Raw genomic sequence first — 18,493 nt, forward strand, 5'->3', positions numbered from 1 at the left:
GCAATGGTATCTTTGGTAGTGAAAGTTTTGTAGAAGTTCATTAGTCTCATATGCTTTCGAGTATATTTGGAAGTGAATGTATATAAGAACCCAACGTGCTTTAGCTGTTGGAGTGTCAGATCTATAAAAGGAAGAAGCAGATGACGTAAGGAAGTTTGCTTCTTTTTTGCCTTTGAAGAAAACAGATGTTAAAATAGAAAAAAATACCAAAGGAGATGAAATGATGGCAGAGAAAGTTAGAGATTTACGGAGTGCTCTCAAACTTCTTAGTCAAATGCCAGGGCAGTTGATTGAGACAGATGTGGAAGTAGAACCAATGGCAGAACTTTCTGGCGTTTATCGTTATGTGGGAGCTGGAGGAACAGTAAAAAGACCAACAAAAGAAGGTCCAGCCATGATTTTCAATCATGTGAAAGGTCATCCGGGTGCGAAAGTAGCGATCGGTGTGCTTGCGAGTAGAAAGAGAGTTGCGGCTTTGCTGGATTGTAAACCGGAAGAAGTTGGGAAAAAGTTATATCATAGTGTGGATCATCCAATTCCGCCAGTGGAGGGAAAAGGAGAGGCACTTTGTCAACAGGTTGTGCATCGCACAGAAGATCCAGATTTTGATCTTTATAAACTTGTTCCAGCACCAACAAATACCCCAGTGGATGCGGGACCTTATATTACTCTTGGAATGTGTTATGCGACACATCCAGATACCGGAGTGCATGATGTAACGATTCACAGACTTTGTATTCAGGGAAAAGATGAATTATCTATTTTCTTTACTCCTGGAGCAAGACATATCGGTGCTATGGCGGAGAGGGCAGAACAACTTGGAAAAAAACTGCCGATTTCTATTAGTATTGGAGTAGATCCGGCGATTGAAATTGGATCTTGTTTTGAACCACCAACAACACCGCTTGGATATGATGAACTTTCGGTAGCGGGTGCACTGAGAGGTGAACCGGTAGAACTTTGCCAGTGTCTTACGGTAAATGAAATGGCGATTGCAAATGCAGAATATGTAATTGAAGGAGAGGTAATTCCAGGTGTGCGTGTGACAGAAGATCAGAATAGTCATACAGGTTATGCAATGCCGGAGTTTCCAGGATATACAGGACCTGCCAGTGATCAGTGCTGGTTAATTAAAGTAAAAGCAGTGACTCATAGAAAAAATCCAATTATGCAGACTTGTATTGGACCGAGTGAAGAACATGTATCAATGGCTGGAATTCCAACAGAGGCAAGCATTTATGGAATGATTGAAAAAGCAATGCCAGGAAAACTTCAAAATGTATATTGTGCTTCATCAGGTGGCGGAAAGTACATGGCAGTTTTACAGTTTAAAAAGACAGTGCCAAGTGATGAAGGGAGACAAAGACAGGCAGCACTGCTTGCTTTTTCTGCATTTAGTGAGTTGAAACATATTTTTCTTGTAGACGAAGATGTCGATTGCTTTGATATGAATGATGTTTTGTGGGCAATGAATACAAGATTTCAAGGAGACCAGGATATTATTACAATTCCAGGAGTTCGTTGCCATCCTCTCGATCCGTCAAATGATCCAAAATATTCTACAAGTGTTCGGGATCATGGAATTGCATGTAAGACAATTTTTGATTGTACAGTTCCATTTGAATTGAAAGATCGTTTTAAAAGAGCGCAATTTATGGAATTGGATCCAGCAAAATGGCTGAAAGGTAATGAAGAAGAACGATGAAAAAGAAGATTATCGTTGGAGTTTCCGGAGCCAGTGGAATGCCGGTTATGGTCGAGTGTTTGAAACTTATTCGGAAGCATCCGGAGTATGAAAGCGGACTAATCTTAAGTGATAGCGCAAAGATTACGATAGAAAAAGAAACAGATTTTGAAATTTCAAAAATAGAAGCGATGGCGGACGAAGTTTTTTCCATGAATAAGATTGGAGCGGGACCTGCCAGTGGGTCTTATCAAACTGAAGGAATGCTAATTGTTCCTTGCAGTATGAAAACGGTTGCTGGAATCCATAGTGGTTATGGAGAAAATTTGATTCTTCGTTCAGCTGATGTAACAATTAAGGAACAGCGTCCGTTAGTTCTTGGTGTAAGAGAGACGCCGTTTAGTGGGATTCATTTACGCAATATGCAAGAGCTATCGCTGATGCCAGGGGTTCGAATTATGCCATTAATGATGACATTTTATCATCGACCAAAAAATATTGAGGAAATGGTTTATCATATGGCAGCGAAGCTTGTAGAGCCTTTTGGAATTGAAGCAGAAAAATATCGCAGATGGAATGGAGAATAAATATAAATACGAAAAAAGAAACCTGCGAATAAGGAATTTCACAGGTTTCTTTTTCATTTGGGGAAATTTACATGTTTTTAAGAAAATAAAATTCTTAAAAATCTATATGATAGAAAATTATAAATTTTCTATTTAGCGTTTTTATATACTTCCATTGCAGCAGCAACACCATCGCCAGCTGGTACTTTCACACCGTTTTGAAGTAATACGGCTTCCAGAGCACCTAATGTGAAGAGAATATTTCTCTTCTGGCTTGAGTATCCCATGTTTCCGATACGGATGATTTTTCCATCCAGTGGACCAAAGGAAGTAGCAACTTCAATTCCGAAGTAATCAAGTAACTGACCTCTTAAAGTAGGACCATCGATTCCTTCAGGAATATTGATTGCAGTAACAACAGGCATTTTGTGTTTAAGATCACCAAAGATTGTGATTCCCATGGCCTGAAGACCAGCACATAATGCTTTATCATTTAAATTATGACGTTTAAAACGTTCTTCCAGACCTTCTAACATGATGCAACGAAGTGCTTCATGAACCGCATACTGCATACTTGTTGCTTCCGTATGATGATTTAAGTGACGTGGGCTCCAGTAATCCTGTAACTGAGCAAGATCTAAGTAGTTACTTGGGATCATTGGAAGAGAACCGTCAACATCGTCTGCGGTACGAATTCCTTTTTCGACTTTCTTTCTTTTTGCAATAATATCTTCAATTTTTTTGTCATATGTAATTAATGCAGATCCAGATGGTGCGGAGATACATTTCTGTGTACCTGCGATACATGCATCTAATCCCCATTCATCAACACGAATGTCAACTCCACCTAAAGTGGCAACGGTATCAACGATGAGTAATGCATCATATTTTTTACAAAGTTTACCGATTTCTTCTAATGGTTGCATCATGGAAGTAGAAGTTTCTCCATGAATACATGCAACGGCTTTATATCCGCCTTTTTTTAATTCAGCTTCAATTTCTTCTGGTTCGAAAACAGTTCCCCATTCTCTTTCCAGTAATGTAATTTCTGCACCACAGCGTTCCAGAATTTCAGATAATAAGTATCCAAAACGTCCGAAAGCAGGAATTAATACTTTATCTCCAGGGCAGATTGCTGCAGTAAGAACAGTTTCTAAACCTCCACGGGATGTTGTATCTACAGTATATGTCTGATGATTCTTTGTCTGGAATACACGACGGGCCATTTCCTGAGTTTCAGCCATAAGTCCTGTGAATTCTGGGTCAAACTGTCCTAAAATATGAGCACCCATTGCACGAAGAACTCGTGGGTCAGCTTCTACAGGACCTGGGCACATTAATGTACGTGGTGATGGATTGATTTCCTGAAAATTCATCTTTCAATCTCCTTCTTTCTTAATCTATTTCTGTCAATAATGAACAACTTGCATGAACTATTATTACAAATAACACATTCTTAAAAAAAAGTAAAGAAAAATTTTAATAAATTTCTTAAAAACCACGAAAAAACGTTATTTTTCTATTAAAAAGTGGTTGACCGCATAAGAGGAATATGATATATTAACAGCATCAGCAGTACATATGACATTGATTTTACAAAGAGGTAAATCGCAGATACCGAAGCCTTAAGGCCTGGGTCTGAATGATTTGCCTCTTTTTTGTTTTGTAGAAAATTTTAGATGTTAAAGGAATATCTGGAACGCAAAATAGATTCCGCAAAGGGTATCTAGACCAGAAGAATGTCCGATCGCAAGAAATTCAGAAAGAATATGTGACATTTTTGGATGATCTGAAAGCATATGAACTGCCGTTCCAAACTGTCGGTGCAGTGCACAGGATAAAAAAGCAGAACTAATTTCATTTGTTCTTGAAAGATTGCATTGGATTTGCTGTCTTAAATAACATGAAAATGGTGTATCCCATAAATTCATAAAAATAAGACCACAAAGAAATCCACAAAGAAAATCATCTCCGCTTGGAGTCAGACCAATTCCAAGGCCAATCAGGCTAATAAGATGGGAAACAGCATCTTGAAAATTCCTTGTTTTTAAAGAGTTAGATGTGGCATGAATGTGTTTCCTAGCAGTTTTAAGCATGAGGTTCAAGTTCGGTGTTGGTTGAAAAATCAATACAAATCCTTGAGGAGGAGCTGTTATGATGGTATTTTCAAGGATTTGTCTTAAAAAAAGACAACGCTCATGATCCAATGGGAAAAGCTCTGCATAAAAAATTTTTGCATTTGCAAAAGTAATTTTATGAACATCTAAAAATATGGTATTCTTAGAAAGGCTGAGCTGTGGAGATGGTTCAGACAGCAGTGAAGATAATTCATTGGTAGAAAGATCTGTGATCAGACTCAGGGGAGATAAGGAAGAGGTTTTTGGCTGAAGAGTTAGAAGCTGACCGTTAAAAGAAAGGTTGATCGCTTTTTCATAGCCGGAGTGAAAGGAAGGTTTTGCATCAGATGTGAGAATCCGGGCAGCATAGTCGGACATTTTTATAATTTTGGATTTCATAGTAGATAAACTCCTTTTTGTTTTATTTCATAGCAACATGATAAAGCAAGAGAGACGCTCTCTTTAAGAGAAAATTAGCAGATAAAGAAAAACTTGTCAATTTAGAAACAGGAGGAAGATGTATGTACGATTTACTGATCAAAAATGGAAAAGTTGTTACACCAGATCAGGTTTATGAAGCAGAAGTTGCAATTCAAAATGGAAAAATTGCAGGCATTTTAGCTGTTGGTACCAAGGTGGAAGCAAAAAAAGTAATTGATGCAAAAGGAAAATATATTTTTCCAGGAGCTATTGATACCCATGCTCATTTAAATGATCCTGGATATGAATGGAGAGAAGATTATGAACATGGAACAGCCGCTGCTGCTGTTGGAGGTTATACAACAATTATTGATATGCCTCTTCAGAATGATCCGGCAATGACCAATGGAAAGGCTTTTGATGCAAAAATTAACAAAGTAGATCCCAATGCTTATGTGGACTATTGTTTCTGGGGTGGATTGATTCCGGATAATTTTGATGATTTGGAAGAATTAAATGAAAAAGGATGTGTGGCATTTAAGTCGTTCATCGGACCAGTTTCACCAGATTACAGTTCTTTAAGTTATGGACAGGCATATGAGGCAATGGAAAGAATTGCAAAATTTGATGGACGTGCAGGATTTCATTGCGAAGACTTTTCAACAATCAAATGGCAGGAAGAACGCATGAAAAAAGCGGGACGTCTCGACTGGCAGGGATTTTTAGATTCCAGACCTGTGATTGCAGAAATGTTGGCAACGGTTGATATTATTGAAATTGCAAAGGCAACAGGATGCAAAGCACATATTTGTCATGTCAGCAGTCCAGATGTGGCACAGAAGATCAAAGAGGCGCAGCAGGAAGGTTATGATATTACTGCAGAGACATGTTCTCATTATTTAAGTATGACAGATCAGGATGTGCTGAAAAATGGACCATTGTTTAAATGTGCGCCACCATTACGTTCTCAGGAAGAAGTAGATCGTTTGTGGAAGTATGTAGAAGATGGAACGATCAGCGGAATTGCGAGTGATCACTCTCCTTGTAGCTATGATGAAAAGTACAATGAAATTCTTGGAAATAAGATTGAAAATGTATTTGATGTTTGGGGTGGAATCAGTGGAATTCAAAGTGGATTCCAGGTAGCATTTCATGAAGGATGTGTAAAAAGAGGTATTTGTCCAGCTGTTCTTGCAAATGCCATGGCAAAACAGCCAGCACAGGCATTTGGAATTTATGGTAAAAAAGGAGATATCAAACCTGGATTTGATGCAGACCTTGTCATTGTAGATCCAGATAAAGAATGGGAAATTACGGAGGATTCTCTTTACTATGTAAACAAGATTTCAGCCTTTGTTGGTATGAAAGGAAAAGGACTTCCAGTATATACAATCATCAGAGGACAGGTTATCGCAGAAGGTGGAAAACTAGTCGGAACGAAAGGATTTGGAAACTTTGTAAAGAAAGGTGAAAAGTAGATGGAAAAAATAACAGACAATAAAAATCTGGATGCGAGCCTTGCAAAGAATGTAGATACAGATTTGCAGCCAACAAAAGAGCGTATTATGGACCCACTTTCCTATGGAGCAAGTTTCCTCGGTGGATGTGTTTCTATTGGAACATTTTCTATGGGTGCCAGTCTGATTGGAGCACTGACAGTAACACAGGCAATCATTGCAATGGCGATTGGGTGTTTGGTCATTGCGGTTGCACTCGTATTGATTGGAAACTGTGGCCATAAGTATGGGATTCCTTATAGTATTCAGCTAAGAAGTAGTTTTGGAACGACTGGTGTAAAAGTGCCTGGATTTTTGCGTGGTATACCAGCGATCATATGGTTTGGATACCAAAGTTGGATCGGAGCAGGAGCAATCAACAGTTGTATGAAAATTTTATTTGGATTTGATAATCTTCCATTTATCTATGTATTATTTACGATTGCACAGGTAGCACTTGCAATTCATGGATTCAAAGAAATTAAATGGTTGGAAAATATTTCATGCATTTTTATTATTGGAATTTTAATTTATATGCTTTATGTCGTAAAGACACAGTTTGCAGTAGAAATCAGCGGAACATTTTCTCATATCAAAGGAACATGGGGAATGCCTTTCTGGGCAGCAACAACTTCTTTCCTTGGAATTTATTCTACAATGATTATTAATGCATCTGATTATGCAAGAAATTTAAAGAAAAATATAGGACCAAAAACAACAGGAAGTATTTATGCTGTTGCAATTTTACCAGTTACTTTGTTTATGGGATTAATTGGTCTTCTTGTAACTGCAGCAACAGGAAACAGTGATCCAGTTGCTGTATTCTCTACAACTATGCATAGCAAGGCATTAACGATCATTACATTGGCATTTATTGCGTTTGCACAGGTAACAACGAATGTATTAAATAATATTGTACCACCAGCTTATGTTTTAATGGAAGCAACACATTTGAAATGGAAAGTATGTACAGTGATCGTTGGTATTTTATCTGTTTGCTGTTGTCCATGGGTTCTTGTTACGGATAAGTCAGCTGCAGGACTTGCATTATTTACAAAAATTTATTCTGCATTCCTCGGACCAATTTTTGCTGTTATGGTCGTAGATTATTACTTTATTCGTAAGAAAAAATTAAATGTCAATCTTTTGTATGATAAAAATGGACCATATAAGGGAATCAACTGGGCAGCGATTATTGCAATTATTGTAGGATCTCTTTGTTCTTTAATCGTTGTGGATCTTTCTTGGTATGTAAGTCTGATTCCGACAGGAATTGTTTATTATATTTTAATGAAAAAAATGAAGAGTGCACAACCGTATTGTACCGGAAGTATTTTTGAAGAAGAATAAGGAGGCAAAATAATGTATGATTTACTGATCAAAAATGGGAAACTTGTTACACCAGATCGTATTTATGAAGCAGAAATTGCGATTCAAGATGGAAAATATGCCGCTTTTTTGGCAAAAGGAACAAAAGTAGATGCAAAAGAAGTGATTGATGCAAAAGGAGGATATGTTTATCCTGGAATTATTGACTGTCATGCACATTTAAATGAACCTGGATTTGAATATCGTGAAGATTTTGAAACTGGATCAAGAGCGGCAGTTTCTGCAGGATGCACTTGTCTGATTGATATGCCGTTAAACAATGATCCATCTTTAATGAATAAAGAGATTTTTGATCTTAAGATGGAAAAAATTAGTAAACATTCTGCCGTTGATTTTGCATTGTGGGGTGGAATCGTTGGAGATTATGATGATAAACCAGGTTCTGTAAAAAATAATATGAATGATCTTGTAGATCTCCATAAATGCGGAGTAGCAGCTTTTAAAGGATTTACATGCCCAAATGGAGATTTATTTCCAACGGTCAATATGGGAAATGTAAGGAAAGCTCTGGAAATCTTAAAACCATACAATGCTTTATGCGGATTCCATTGTGAAGAATTTGGACAGGTTTTGGAACGCGAAAAAGAAGCAAAAGCGAAAAAACAAGAACGAACAAAAGAAGAAAAAATCAGAGATTTCCTTGATGCACATGATGTGTGGACAGAATATGTAGCAACAAAAAATGTCATTGATATGGCAAGAGCAACAGGAGGAAGAGTACATATTTGTCATGTTAGCCATCCAATGGTAGCACAGGTTGTAAAAGATGCAATTCATGAAGGCCTTCCAATTACAGCAGAGACATGCCCACATTATCTTGGATTTACAGAAGATTTTGTCTTTGAAAAAGGCGCACCAGCGAAGTGTACACCTCCAATGAGAACAAAAGAAGACATGGAAAAATTGTGGGATTATGTTTTAGACGGAACGTTATCTTGTGTTGGAAGTGACCATTCACCAGCTGCAGATGAAGAAAAAGATAATGAGACAAAAGATATCTGGTCTGCATGGGGAGGATTAAACTCGATTCAATTTTTCCTTCCAATGATGTTTGATATGGTGGTTCATAAAAAGAATTTAAGTCCAACACTAATTGCAAAAGTAATGGGATATAATCCGGCAAAGATCTTTGGGCTTTATGGTAAAAAAGGTGCTTTTGAACTTGGATTTGACGGAGATATTGTTATTGTAGATCCGCAAAAAGAATGGAAATGTGAACAAGAAAAATTATTTACAAAAGGACATATTTCTTGCTTTGATGGATTAGAAGGAAAAGGAGCACCTGTTTGTACAATCATCCGCGGAAAAGTCGTAGCAGAAAATGGAAAATATAAAGAAGACGCGATTGGATATGGACAATATGTAACACCTGTAAGAAATGATTAAAAAAGGAAAGGAATAAAAATATATGAGTGATGTAAACAAGGAAGAAAAGAAAGAGTCTGGCTCACTTGCTCCGATTCAGGATAAAGACCGTATTATGGGTTGGGGTTCTTATCTGATGCTTTGGCTTGGAGGGTGTATTTCTATTGGAACGTTGACCATGGGTTCCGCCCAGCTTGATAAAGGCTTAAATCTTTTTCAGGTTTTCTTGGCAGTATTGATTGGTTCTACGATTCTGATTATTGGTATTTGTGCGAATGACCGTTTTAGCTATATTTCAGGAGCACCTTATGCTGTTCAATTAAAAAGTGCATATGGAACAAAAGGAAATATCGTACCAGTTATGATCCGTGGATTGCCGGCGATTGTATGGTATGGTTTCCAAAGTTGGCTTGGTGGATCTGCAATCAATCAGATTTCTATTGCATTGTTTGGATATGATAATGCAGTTTTATATTTTGTATTATTCCAGGTTCTTCAGATTGTTTTATCAGTTAAAGGCTTTCATGGAATTAAGTGGGTAGAAAATATCGGTGGCGTTGTTATCGTGTGTGCTATGCTTTATATGCTTTTTGTATGTGTGACACAGTACGGAGATATCATTGGAACAAAACTTGTTCATAAACAAGGAACATGGGGAATGCCATTTGTAGCAGCAATTATTGCGTTCTTTGGAAATAGTACAACAGTTATGTTAAATGCGGGAGATTATTCCAGAGAACTAAAACCAGGATTTTCTATGGGAAAACGTGGAATTGCGTATTTTATTTCTATGGTTCCAACAACCGTTTTGCTTGGATTAATCGGTGCAATGTCATCGACAGCGACAGGAATTGCAAATCCAATTAACGCATTTTCAAAAATGGTCAATAATAAAGTTTTGCTTGTTGCAACACTTGCGTTTATCCTGTTTGCTCAGATGACAACAAATCTTGCAAGCAATGTTGTTCCACCAGCTTATGCCTTTATGGATGCTTTTAAAATGAAACATAAGACGGCAGTTATTCTTGTTGGTATTTTGGCGGTATGTACCTGTCCTTGGATTCTGACAAATGATAGCTCTGCAGCAGGCCTTGATTTGTTTGTTAAAATTTACACTGCATTTTTTGGCCCTATTTTTGCAGTTTTGATTACAGATTATTATATTCTTCATAGAGGGAAAATTACAGGAGAAAAGCTTGATGATCTTTATGACGATCATGGAAGCCGCGCCGGTATCAACTGGGCAGCGATTATTGCAACGGCCGTAGGTGCAGTCATTGGATTGCTGAATGTAGATATCTCTTTCTTCACAGCAACGATACCGACGGGACTTGTATATTATTTCTGTATGAAAAAAATGTCTTCCTGTGAACGATTCCGGAAAGGAACGATATTGGAATAAAAATTTAAAGGGATTCTGTTAAAAATCCGATGGTGTCTTTTAATAAAAGCTTTGTGAAAAAGCTATTTTCATTTCGATCAAAGTCATGTGCTTTTTCAGAAGCAACAAATCGTTTTGCCTGATAAAGATCGCACAATTTTGTAAATTCTTCGTATGGTACATCAGGATCATTGGTGCTATGAGCGCAAAAAAGTGGACAAGGCATTTGGCTGGATGTACGAAGAGAATAGTTTAATAAAAAATCTTTACTTTTTCCATGATAGAATTGGGAGATCCACTGGCCGCTTTGTCTTGCATAGACGTAGGCACTATAGTGGGTATCTAGGGCACCGTTGGCATGAAGTTCCTGTGGTAATGTTTGTAAAATAGAGACATCAACCCGAGGAAGCGTACAATAATAAGGGGCAGGCTGTTCAAACCAAAGATCACAGAGGAATCCATATCCATAGTAAGATAGGATTCCCTTTGGTGCCTCTTTAAAAGTTGCTTTTGCTCCGGCAAGAAGGCACAAATAAGCACCGGCAGAACGACCCCATAGAAAATATGGAAGAGGTTTATCTACATAAAGTTCGCTGTGATCGATATAATGTGAGATGGACTGACATACATCCGAAAGGATCTGGTCGATATCTGCGGCAGGAGCTAGCGGATAGTCAAAAGAAATGACAGCAAACCCTGCTTTTGTAAGAGTCGTAAGATGAAGATCTGGAAGATCTTCTTTTTGACCATATAAAAAACCACCGCCATGAAAGTAAAGAATACTTCCTTTGCAGGCAGTTTCAGAATCTTTATAAACGATTGCCTTTTTTTCAAAAGGGGTGTCAAAGATGGAAACAGTACGATTAATTAACATAAAAAACTCCTTTTTATTTTTTCTTTTTTTACTGTTATTCATTATAGCATGCCAAAAGGAGTTTACAAATGATGCTGGATTGTGCATAATAAAAATTGGTTGTACGGATTTTAATGAAAGGAGAAACAATGTTAAAAACAATTGTAAAAAAAGGCAGTTATCATGATTCTGTCGTATTAATGTTACTGACAAATCAGATTTCAGCTCTTGAAGGTGTAAATAAGGTGTCAATTATGATGGCGACACCGGCAAATAAAGATATTTATAAGCAAAGTGGACTGGCGACAGAAGAGCTAATGGAGGCTACGGCCAATGATATGGTTGTTGTTGCAGATGTAGAAGATGACAAGCTGCTTGATACAATCATGGAGGAAACAGAAAAATTCTTCCAGAAACAGCAAACACAAGAAAATCAGTCCGGAGATGATATAAAAAGAGTAAAATCATGGGAGAATGCTAAGAAAAACCTTCCAGATGCAAATTTAGCAGTTATTTCGATTCCTGGAGTTTATGCAGCATTGGAAATCGAGCGTGCACTGGATGAAGGTCTAAATGCGTTTGTATTCAGTGATAATGTTTCTCTGGAAGATGAAGTTCGTCTAAAAAAGAAAGCACATGAAAAAGGACTAGCTGTTATGGGACCTGACTGTGGAACAGGAATTATTCAAGGAGTTCCGATTGCTTTTACAAACAGTGTTGCAAAAGGTTCCATTGGAATTATTGGTGCTTCTGGAACAGGTATTCAAGAATTAACAACAATTATTGATCGTCTTGGTGAGGGAGTTACAAATGCGATTGGTACTGGTGGAAGAGATCTGTCAGAAGAAGTTGGTGGCATTACCATGCTTGATATGATTGAAGCAATGGAAGAAGATGATGCAGTCAAAGTGTTGATCATCATCTCAAAACCACCTGCAAAAGCAGTTAGAGATCGTATTTCAGGAAGATTGAGTAGCTTTAAAAAGCCAGTGATTACATTATTCCTGGGAGAAAAACCAGAATATCATGAAGAAAACTTCTATCATGCCTATACATTGGATGAGGCAGCAAGACTTGCAGTATCTCTTGTTAGGAATGAAAAAATTCAGGAGGCCAAAGTTCCTGTATCTGTAGGAGATTATTTTAAGGCGGAAGAAGAAAAAACAATCAAAGCTTATTATTCGGGCGGAACCCTTGCTGGAGAAGCAGCGATGTTAATCAAAGATGCATTGGATCTTAAAATTCCACCCGAAAAAGCCGAAGGATTTATGTTAAAGACCGGTGGACATATTGTTGTGGATCTAGGAGATGATGTTTATACACAGGGAAAACCACATCCAATGATTGATCCGGAAAAACGTATCGAGTGCATGAAAGAGGCGATTGATGATCCAACAACTGGTGTTATTTTATTTGATGTCATGCTCGGATATGGATCTCATGAAGATATGGCGGGAGCTTTAATTCCAACGGTTCTTGAATTGAAAGAAAAGGCCGAAAAAGAAGGAAGAAATATTGTTTTTGTTTCAACAGTATGTGGAACAAGAAGAGATTTACAGGGATATGATAAAGCAGTATCAGAATTAAAAGATGCTGGTGTCATTGTATGTGAGACAAATAAGGCAGCAGTTCGATCTGCCATTCGTGCCATTGGACTTGATTTTGAAGAATCTCAAAAAGAGATTTGTGCGAAAGCTGTTGTGGAAGAGCATAAACCGCAAGCATCTCAGAAAATTCAGAAACTTTTATCTGAAAAACCAGTCATCATTAATATTGGATTAAAGAGTTTTGCAGATGTTGCCAAAGAATTTGGATGCAAGACGGTACAGTATGACTGGATGCCGCCAGCAGGAGGAGATATCGAATTGATCAAAACATTAAATTTCCTACGAAATTATGATGGATTTGATATTGATGAAGCAAATCGTGCAGTGATTGCAAAAGTTGTTGCGAGTCAGCCAGTGATTACAGATGTTGTACCTGCAAAATCTGTGATCAAAGAATTTTCTGAAGGAAAAGTAATCTTACATGCGGGTCCGCCAATTGAATATAAAAACATGCCAGATCCAGTACAGGGATCTTGTGTCGGAGCTGTTTTATTTGAAGGATGGGCAGACAATGAAAAAGATGCTAGAGCGTTGCTTGAATCCGGAGAAGTAACATTTATTCCTTGTCATCATGTAAATGCAGTAGGACCAATGGGTGGTATTACATCTGCGAATATGCCAGTATTTGTTGTAAAAAATACAACCGATGGAAATGAAGCTTATTGTACAATGAACGAGGGTATTGGAAAGGTTCTGCGTTTTGGGGCATATTCACAGGAAGTTGTTGACCGTTTGACTTGGATGAAAGATGTTCTTGGACCAACACTTGGAAAAGCGATTCGTTCCATGGAGGAAGGGTTAAGTGTTAATCCTTTAATTGCAAAAGCAATTGCTATGGGAGATGAATTCCATCAGAGAAATATTGCCGCATCTCTTGCATTCTTAAAAGAAGTAGCACCGATTATTACGGCTATGGATATGGATGATAAAGATCGTTATGATGTGATCAAGTTCTTATCAGACACAGATCAGTTCTTCTTAAATATTATGATGGCGACAGGAAAAGCTGTTATGGATGGAGCACGTCAGATTCAGGAAGGAACGATTGTGACTGCGATGTGCAGAAATGGTGTAGAATTCGGAATTCGCATTAGTGGTATGGGGGATCAATGGTTTACCGGACCAGTCAATACTCCACAGGGATTATATTTCACCGGTTATGATGGTGATGATGCGTGCCCAGATATGGGTGATAGTGCAATCACAGAAACTTTTGGTGTTGGTGGAATGGCAATGATCGCCGCTCCTGCCGTAACACGTTTTGTTGGGGCCGGTGGATATGAAGATGCGCTTCGTACAAGTACAGAAATGACAGAAATTACGATTGACCGCAATCCAAACTTTATTATTCCAAACTGGAATTTCCAGGGAACTTGTCTTGGTATTGATGCAAGACTTGTTGTAGAAAAAGGAATCACTCCGGTAATTAATACCGGTATTGCTCATAAGATTGCAGGATATGGTCAGATTGGAGCAGGAACAGTACATCCGCCGCTGGAATGTTTTGAAAAAGCAGTTCGTGCATATGCGGAGAAATTAGGGTTTACTCTCTAGAAAAGGGGGAGGTTTCAATGGAAAGAAAGAAAGTAGTAATAGCCCTTGGAGGAAATGCTCTGGGGAAAGGTGTGACAGAACAAAGAAAAGCGGTTGCAAAGACAGCAAAAGTAATCGTTAATTTAGCCCAGCAAGGGTTGGATATGATTGTAACTCATGGAAACGGACCGCAGGTCGGCATGATTCAGGATGCAATGGATGAGTATGTATACCAGCACAAGGATTATGGACCGACACCGCTTCCAACCAGTGTAGCTATGAGCCAGGGATATATCGGAATTGATCTACAAAATGCGATTAAGTATGAGCTGTATAAGAGAAATCTTGATATTAAGGTCTCAACAATTCTGTCTCAGGTGGAAGTAGATCCAAAAGATCCGGCTTTTGATCAACCAACGAAGCCAATTGGAAGATTTATGACAAAGGAAGAAGCCAACGAACGTGAAAAAAGTGGCGTTGTCTGCATAGAAGATTCTGGAAGAGGTTACCGTGAAGTGGTAGCCTCTCCAGAGCCAAAGAGAATTCGAGAACTGGAAACGATTCGGACATTGGTTCATGCAGGTCATATTGTGATTACATGTGGCGGTGGAGGAATTCCGGTCATAAATCATGACGGAAAATTGGAAGGGGTCAATGCAGTTATTGACAAAGACCGTGTCAGCAGCCTTCTTGCATGTCAGATTGATGCAGATTATCTAATTATTTTGACTGCGGTTGAGAAAGTTGCTATCCATTTTGGAAAAGAAGATCAGGAATGGCTTTCCGATATGTCAGTTGAACAAGCTAGGCATTATATGGAAGAAGGAGAATTTCCAGCGGGATCGATGCTTCCGAAAATACAGGCAGCGGTTGCATTTGCAGACTCCGGAAAAGGAAGAGAGACATTGATTACTCTTCTTGAAAAAGCGTCAGAAGGAATCCAGGGAAAAACAGGAACAAGGATTCATCAATAGTAGTATAGAGGAGAAAATGATGCAGATACCAATGAATTTATTTATGTGGCTCATTGCACTGCTTCCGATCATTGTACTTTTGGTGCTGATGATTAAGTTTCAGTGGGGAGCTACGGAAGCAGCACCTGTCGGGCTGATGATCACAGTTATTACAGGTGTTGTATTTTATAAAGCAAATATCACTCTGCTTGCGTCAGAGAGCGCAAAAGGAATTTGGAATGCACTAGTCATTCTTGTGATTGTTTGGACAGCGATTTTAATGTACCAGGTTGCAGAAGAAGCAAATGCTTTTTCGGTTATTCGAAAAGGAATGGGAGAGCTTTTACCGAATGAACTTTTAATGATTCTTGCAATGGGATGGATTATTGAAAGTTTTCTTCAAGGAATTACCGGATTTGGTGTGCCGGTTGCAGTTGGTGCACCGTTACTGATTGGAATCGGAGTAAGTCCTCTTTGGGCAGTTATCATTCCACTTCTTGGACAATCATGGGGAAATACATTTGGAACACTGGCAGCAGCATGGGATTCACTTGCCATGTCTGCAGGAATTCATGTAGGATCAGCAGAATATTTTCGTACAGCATTTGTCGCAGGCAGTTTTTTGTGGATATGGAACCTTGTGATTGGTCTTGTTATTTGTTGGTTCTATGGAAAAGGAAGAGGAATAAAAAAAGGCCTTCCAGCTGTGGTTATTTTATCATTGATCCAGGGCGGAGGAGAACTTCTGTTAAGCCAGTTTAATACAACACTTGCTTGTTTTGTACCGGCCTGTGGAGGAATGGTTGCCATTTTTTTACTTGGAAGAACAAGCTGGTATAAAGAACCATGGAAACTTTCGGACAGCCCGATTATGATAAGAAAAGAAATAAAGGAAGAAGAAAGCAATGTACCAGAAGGAATGACGCTTGTACAGGCTTTTGTGCCATATATCCTTCTGGCAGTGATTACATTGATTGTATTACTTTGTGAACCAATCAATGCAATTCTTGGAAGTTTGAAATTTGGTTTTTCTTTTCCAGAGACAAAAACAGGTTATGGGTTTGTAAATGCGGCAGTGAAAGGATATTCTTCCTTTTCTCCATTCACTCATGCCAGCATGTTTTTGTTTATTTCTTCGATTCTTGGTTTGATTTACTATCGAAAATGTGGATGGATTTCGAAAGAAGGAACGAAAGCAATTTTTATTCGTTCGGTATCAATGACAATGCCTTCTGGTATTGCAGTCATTGGTTTGATTATTATGTCAAAAATTATGGGAGGAACTGGACAAACATTGGTTTTAGCTCAGGGAATTTCTCAGGTTCTTGGCAAAGGATATGTGGTACTTGCACCAATCGTTGGAATGATTGGTTCCTTTATGACAGGAAGTAATATGAGTTCCAATATTTTATTTGGAAATTTCCAGATGACAACAGCAAGTATGTTAGGTGTTAAAGCTTCCGCATTGCTTGGAGCTCAGACAGCAGGTGCTTCGGTAGGAAGTTCCATTAGTCCAAGTAATATCATCCTTGGTACAACAACTGCCAATATTCTTGGAAGTGAGGGAGAGGCATTGAAAAGAATTCTTCCAATTTCAGTTACGATGACGCTCCTGATTGGTGTTTTTACGATGGTATTTCTTGTCTTGATCTAAGGAAGGATGGAAAATGGTATGGAAACGAAATTCTGGAAAACGAGAGCAGGAGCTATGACAAAAGCATTTCTTGTGATTATGGCAGCTTTTGTGATCATTTTGATTGGACTGAAGGAACAAAATACGATGCTATGTAGTGTAGGATTTGTAATGATCGCGGGTGCAATGCTTTATGCTCCTTATGATACATTTAAAAGAAAATCAGCACAGAACAATGGAAAGGAAAGATAAGATGGCAGTAGAACAGATGACAGGAAGAATTGCAAGAGACTTGGAATATTTAAAGAGATTTACATCTACACCAGGGAAAGGCTGTACAAGACTTCCTTTTACAAAGGAAGCTAGAGAAGCAGTGGATTTCTTGAAAAAATTGATGGAAGAAGCAGGACTGGAAGTGAAAGAGGATACTGCAGGAAATGTATTTGGAATTTTATATGGGGAAGATCCATCCCTTCCATGTGTGATGATGGGATCTCATTATGACTCTGTTTATAATGGCGGAGATTATGACGGAATCGCAGGAATCATCTGTGCCATTGAGGCGGCAAGACAACTTCAGGAACAGGGAATCAAACCACATTGTAGTTTTGTTGTTGCAGGATTTTGTGATGAAGAAGGAATGCGTTTTGGAAATGGATACTTTGGTTCTGGAGCAATGCTTGGACATCGTGATCTTGATTACTGCAAACAGTTTAAAGATAAAGACGACATTTCTATCTATGATGCAATGAAATCTTATGGACTGATTCCAGAAAGAATTGAAGAAGCAAAATGGAAAGAAGGAAGCATTGGAAAATTTGTAGAACTTCATATTGAACAGGGTCCAGTTCTTGATGCAGAAGAAATTGAAATTGGATTGGTAGATCATATCGTAGGAATCCAGCGTTATATGATTACAGTAGAAGGAAGATCAGATCATGCAGGAACGACGCCGATGGATATGAGAAAGGATGCAGTAGAAGCTGCAACAAAAGTAATTTCCAAAATTCCAGATTGGGCAAGAGAAAAGGCTGATGGAACCGTTGCAACCGTAGGATTGATTCATACAATTCCAGGCGGAGTTAATATTGTAGCTGAAAAAGTAGAATTTACAGTAGACATTCGCTCAAAAAACAACGATAATATAAACGACATTGCAAATCGCATTCGTCATGCACTTGAAAGAGAGACGGAAGAAATTGGCGGAAGTTTTAATATGGAAACAAAACTTGTAATCACACCAGTAGAATTGGATCATGAGATTCTTGAAATTATGGAAGAAAAGTGTAAAGAACTGCATTATACTTACAAATATCTTCCAAGTGGAGCAGGGCATGATTCTCTGGAAATTGGACAGGTGTTGCCAACAGCGATGATTTTTGTCCCAAGCAAAGACGGAAGAAGTCATTGCATGGAAGAATTTACGAAATACAGCGATCTTGCGAAAGCAACACAGGTAATGGTGGGATTGCTTACGGAAATAACGAGGGAATAGA

Annotated in this window: 14 protein-coding genes; 11 read left to right on the plus strand and 3 right to left on the minus strand. The window is 38.4% G+C overall.

What is annotated here, in order from left to right; all coding sequences use genetic code 11:
- The first annotated feature begins 223 nt into the window (after positions 1-223).
- A complete protein-coding gene (locus KQI71_RS01975) occupies positions 224-1,705 on the plus strand; it encodes a UbiD family decarboxylase (protein WP_216433576.1) in 1,482 nt (493 codons plus the stop codon).
- Positions 1,702-2,271 carry a UbiX family flavin prenyltransferase gene (locus KQI71_RS01980; protein ID WP_216433578.1) on the plus strand — a complete coding sequence of 190 codons (570 nt, stop codon included), beginning with the start codon at positions 1,702-1,704 and terminating at the stop codon, positions 2,269-2,271. The genes KQI71_RS01975 and KQI71_RS01980 overlap by 4 nt, the downstream gene beginning before the upstream one ends.
- Before the next feature lie 128 nt (positions 2,272-2,399).
- Here KQI71_RS01980 and KQI71_RS01985 read toward each other — a convergent pair whose 3' ends face one another.
- Positions 2,400-3,626, minus strand: a complete 1,227-nt coding sequence (locus KQI71_RS01985; protein ID WP_216433580.1) for a pyridoxal-phosphate-dependent aminotransferase family protein — start codon at positions 3,624-3,626, stop codon at positions 2,400-2,402.
- Between the two features lie 306 nt (positions 3,627-3,932).
- Complete coding sequence (locus KQI71_RS01990; protein ID WP_216433582.1) at positions 3,933-4,766, minus strand: DUF2877 domain-containing protein; 834 nt, start codon at positions 4,764-4,766, stop codon at positions 3,933-3,935.
- A 122-nt stretch (positions 4,767-4,888) separates the two neighbouring features.
- Here KQI71_RS01990 and allB (KQI71_RS01995) point away from each other — a divergent pair, with 122 nt between their 5' ends.
- Genes allB (KQI71_RS01995) through KQI71_RS02010 form a run of 4 tightly spaced genes read left to right on the plus strand, consistent with a single transcriptional unit; the run spans position 4,889 to position 10,439 of the window.
- Positions 4,889-6,265 carry an allantoinase AllB gene (gene allB / locus KQI71_RS01995; protein WP_216433585.1) on the plus strand — a complete coding sequence of 459 codons (1,377 nt, stop codon included), beginning with the start codon at positions 4,889-4,891 and terminating at the stop codon, positions 6,263-6,265.
- Positions 6,266-7,633 carry an NCS1 family transporter gene (locus KQI71_RS02000; protein WP_216433587.1) on the plus strand — a complete coding sequence of 456 codons (1,368 nt, stop codon included), beginning with the start codon at positions 6,266-6,268 and terminating at the stop codon, positions 7,631-7,633.
- Positions 7,634-7,645: 12 nt separating this feature from the next.
- The gene (gene allB / locus KQI71_RS02005) at positions 7,646-9,058 is read left to right on the plus strand and encodes an allantoinase AllB (protein WP_216433589.1); all 1,413 of its coding nucleotides are present in this window, start codon (positions 7,646-7,648) and stop codon (positions 9,056-9,058) included.
- A 22-nt stretch (positions 9,059-9,080) separates the two neighbouring features.
- Positions 9,081-10,439 (plus strand): NCS1 family transporter, encoded by a 1,359-nt coding sequence (locus KQI71_RS02010; protein ID WP_216433591.1) that lies wholly within the window; start codon positions 9,081-9,083, stop codon positions 10,437-10,439.
- Between the two features lie 4 nt (positions 10,440-10,443).
- Here the strand turns inward: KQI71_RS02010 and KQI71_RS02015 are convergent, their stop codons facing one another.
- Positions 10,444-11,292 carry an alpha/beta hydrolase fold domain-containing protein gene (locus tag KQI71_RS02015; protein WP_216433594.1) on the minus strand — a complete coding sequence of 283 codons (849 nt, stop codon included), beginning with the start codon at positions 11,290-11,292 and terminating at the stop codon, positions 10,444-10,446.
- Positions 11,293-11,420: 128 nt separating this feature from the next.
- On the opposite strand from KQI71_RS02015, the gene fdrA reads away from it, so the two are divergent.
- From fdrA to KQI71_RS02040, 5 genes are read left to right on the plus strand one after another with little or no spacing between them, the layout of a single operon-like run.
- The gene (fdrA, locus tag KQI71_RS02020) at positions 11,421-14,432 is read left to right on the plus strand and encodes a DUF1116 domain-containing protein (RefSeq protein WP_216433596.1); all 3,012 of its coding nucleotides are present in this window, start codon (positions 11,421-11,423) and stop codon (positions 14,430-14,432) included.
- Positions 14,433-14,449: 17 nt separating this feature from the next.
- On the plus strand, positions 14,450-15,385 hold the full coding sequence (gene arcC / locus KQI71_RS02025) for a carbamate kinase (RefSeq protein ID WP_216433598.1): 936 nt from the start codon (positions 14,450-14,452) through the stop codon (positions 15,383-15,385).
- Between the two features lie 19 nt (positions 15,386-15,404).
- Positions 15,405-17,018, plus strand: a complete 1,614-nt coding sequence (locus KQI71_RS02030; protein WP_216433600.1) for an L-lactate permease — start codon at positions 15,405-15,407, stop codon at positions 17,016-17,018.
- 18 nt (positions 17,019-17,036) lie between these two features.
- Entirely contained in the window at positions 17,037-17,249 is a 213-nt protein-coding gene (locus KQI71_RS02035; RefSeq protein WP_216433602.1) for a hypothetical protein, read from the plus strand.
- A 1-nt stretch (position 17,250) separates the two neighbouring features.
- Positions 17,251-18,492: a M20 family metallo-hydrolase gene (locus KQI71_RS02040; protein WP_216433604.1), complete on the plus strand. Its 1,242-nt coding sequence runs from the start codon at positions 17,251-17,253 to the stop codon at positions 18,490-18,492.
- Position 18,493 lies beyond the last annotated feature (1 nt).

Source organism: Anaerostipes sp. MSJ-23 (assembly GCF_018918155.1).
Lineage (GTDB): Bacteria > Bacillota > Clostridia > Lachnospirales > Lachnospiraceae > Anaerostipes.

Excerpts from the sequence above, each read along its gene's own strand:
- KQI71_RS02030 (WP_216433600.1), top strand. The coding sequence starts at position 15,405 with ATGCAGATACCAATGAATTTATTTATGTGGCTCATTGCACTGCTTCCG.
- KQI71_RS02035 (WP_216433602.1), top strand. The coding sequence starts at position 17,037 with ATGGAAACGAAATTCTGGAAAACGAGAGCAGGAGCTATGACAAAAGCA.
- KQI71_RS02000 (WP_216433587.1), top strand. The coding sequence starts at position 6,266 with ATGGAAAAAATAACAGACAATAAAAATCTGGATGCGAGCCTTGCAAAG.
- allB (WP_216433589.1), top strand. The coding sequence starts at position 7,646 with ATGTATGATTTACTGATCAAAAATGGGAAACTTGTTACACCAGATCGT.
- KQI71_RS01975 (WP_216433576.1), top strand. The coding sequence starts at position 224 with ATGGCAGAGAAAGTTAGAGATTTACGGAGTGCTCTCAAACTTCTTAGT.
- KQI71_RS01985 (WP_216433580.1), bottom strand. The coding sequence starts at position 3,626 with ATGAATTTTCAGGAAATCAATCCATCACCACGTACATTAATGTGCCCA.
- fdrA (WP_216433596.1), top strand. The coding sequence starts at position 11,421 with ATGTTAAAAACAATTGTAAAAAAAGGCAGTTATCATGATTCTGTCGTA.
- KQI71_RS01980 (WP_216433578.1), top strand. The coding sequence starts at position 1,702 with ATGAAAAAGAAGATTATCGTTGGAGTTTCCGGAGCCAGTGGAATGCCG.
- KQI71_RS02015 (WP_216433594.1), bottom strand. The coding sequence starts at position 11,292 with ATGTTAATTAATCGTACTGTTTCCATCTTTGACACCCCTTTTGAAAAA.
- KQI71_RS02040 (WP_216433604.1), top strand. The coding sequence starts at position 17,251 with ATGGCAGTAGAACAGATGACAGGAAGAATTGCAAGAGACTTGGAATAT.
- KQI71_RS01990 (WP_216433582.1), bottom strand. The coding sequence starts at position 4,766 with ATGAAATCCAAAATTATAAAAATGTCCGACTATGCTGCCCGGATTCTC.
- KQI71_RS02010 (WP_216433591.1), top strand. The coding sequence starts at position 9,081 with ATGAGTGATGTAAACAAGGAAGAAAAGAAAGAGTCTGGCTCACTTGCT.
- allB (WP_216433585.1), top strand. The coding sequence starts at position 4,889 with ATGTACGATTTACTGATCAAAAATGGAAAAGTTGTTACACCAGATCAG.
- arcC (WP_216433598.1), top strand. The coding sequence starts at position 14,450 with ATGGAAAGAAAGAAAGTAGTAATAGCCCTTGGAGGAAATGCTCTGGGG.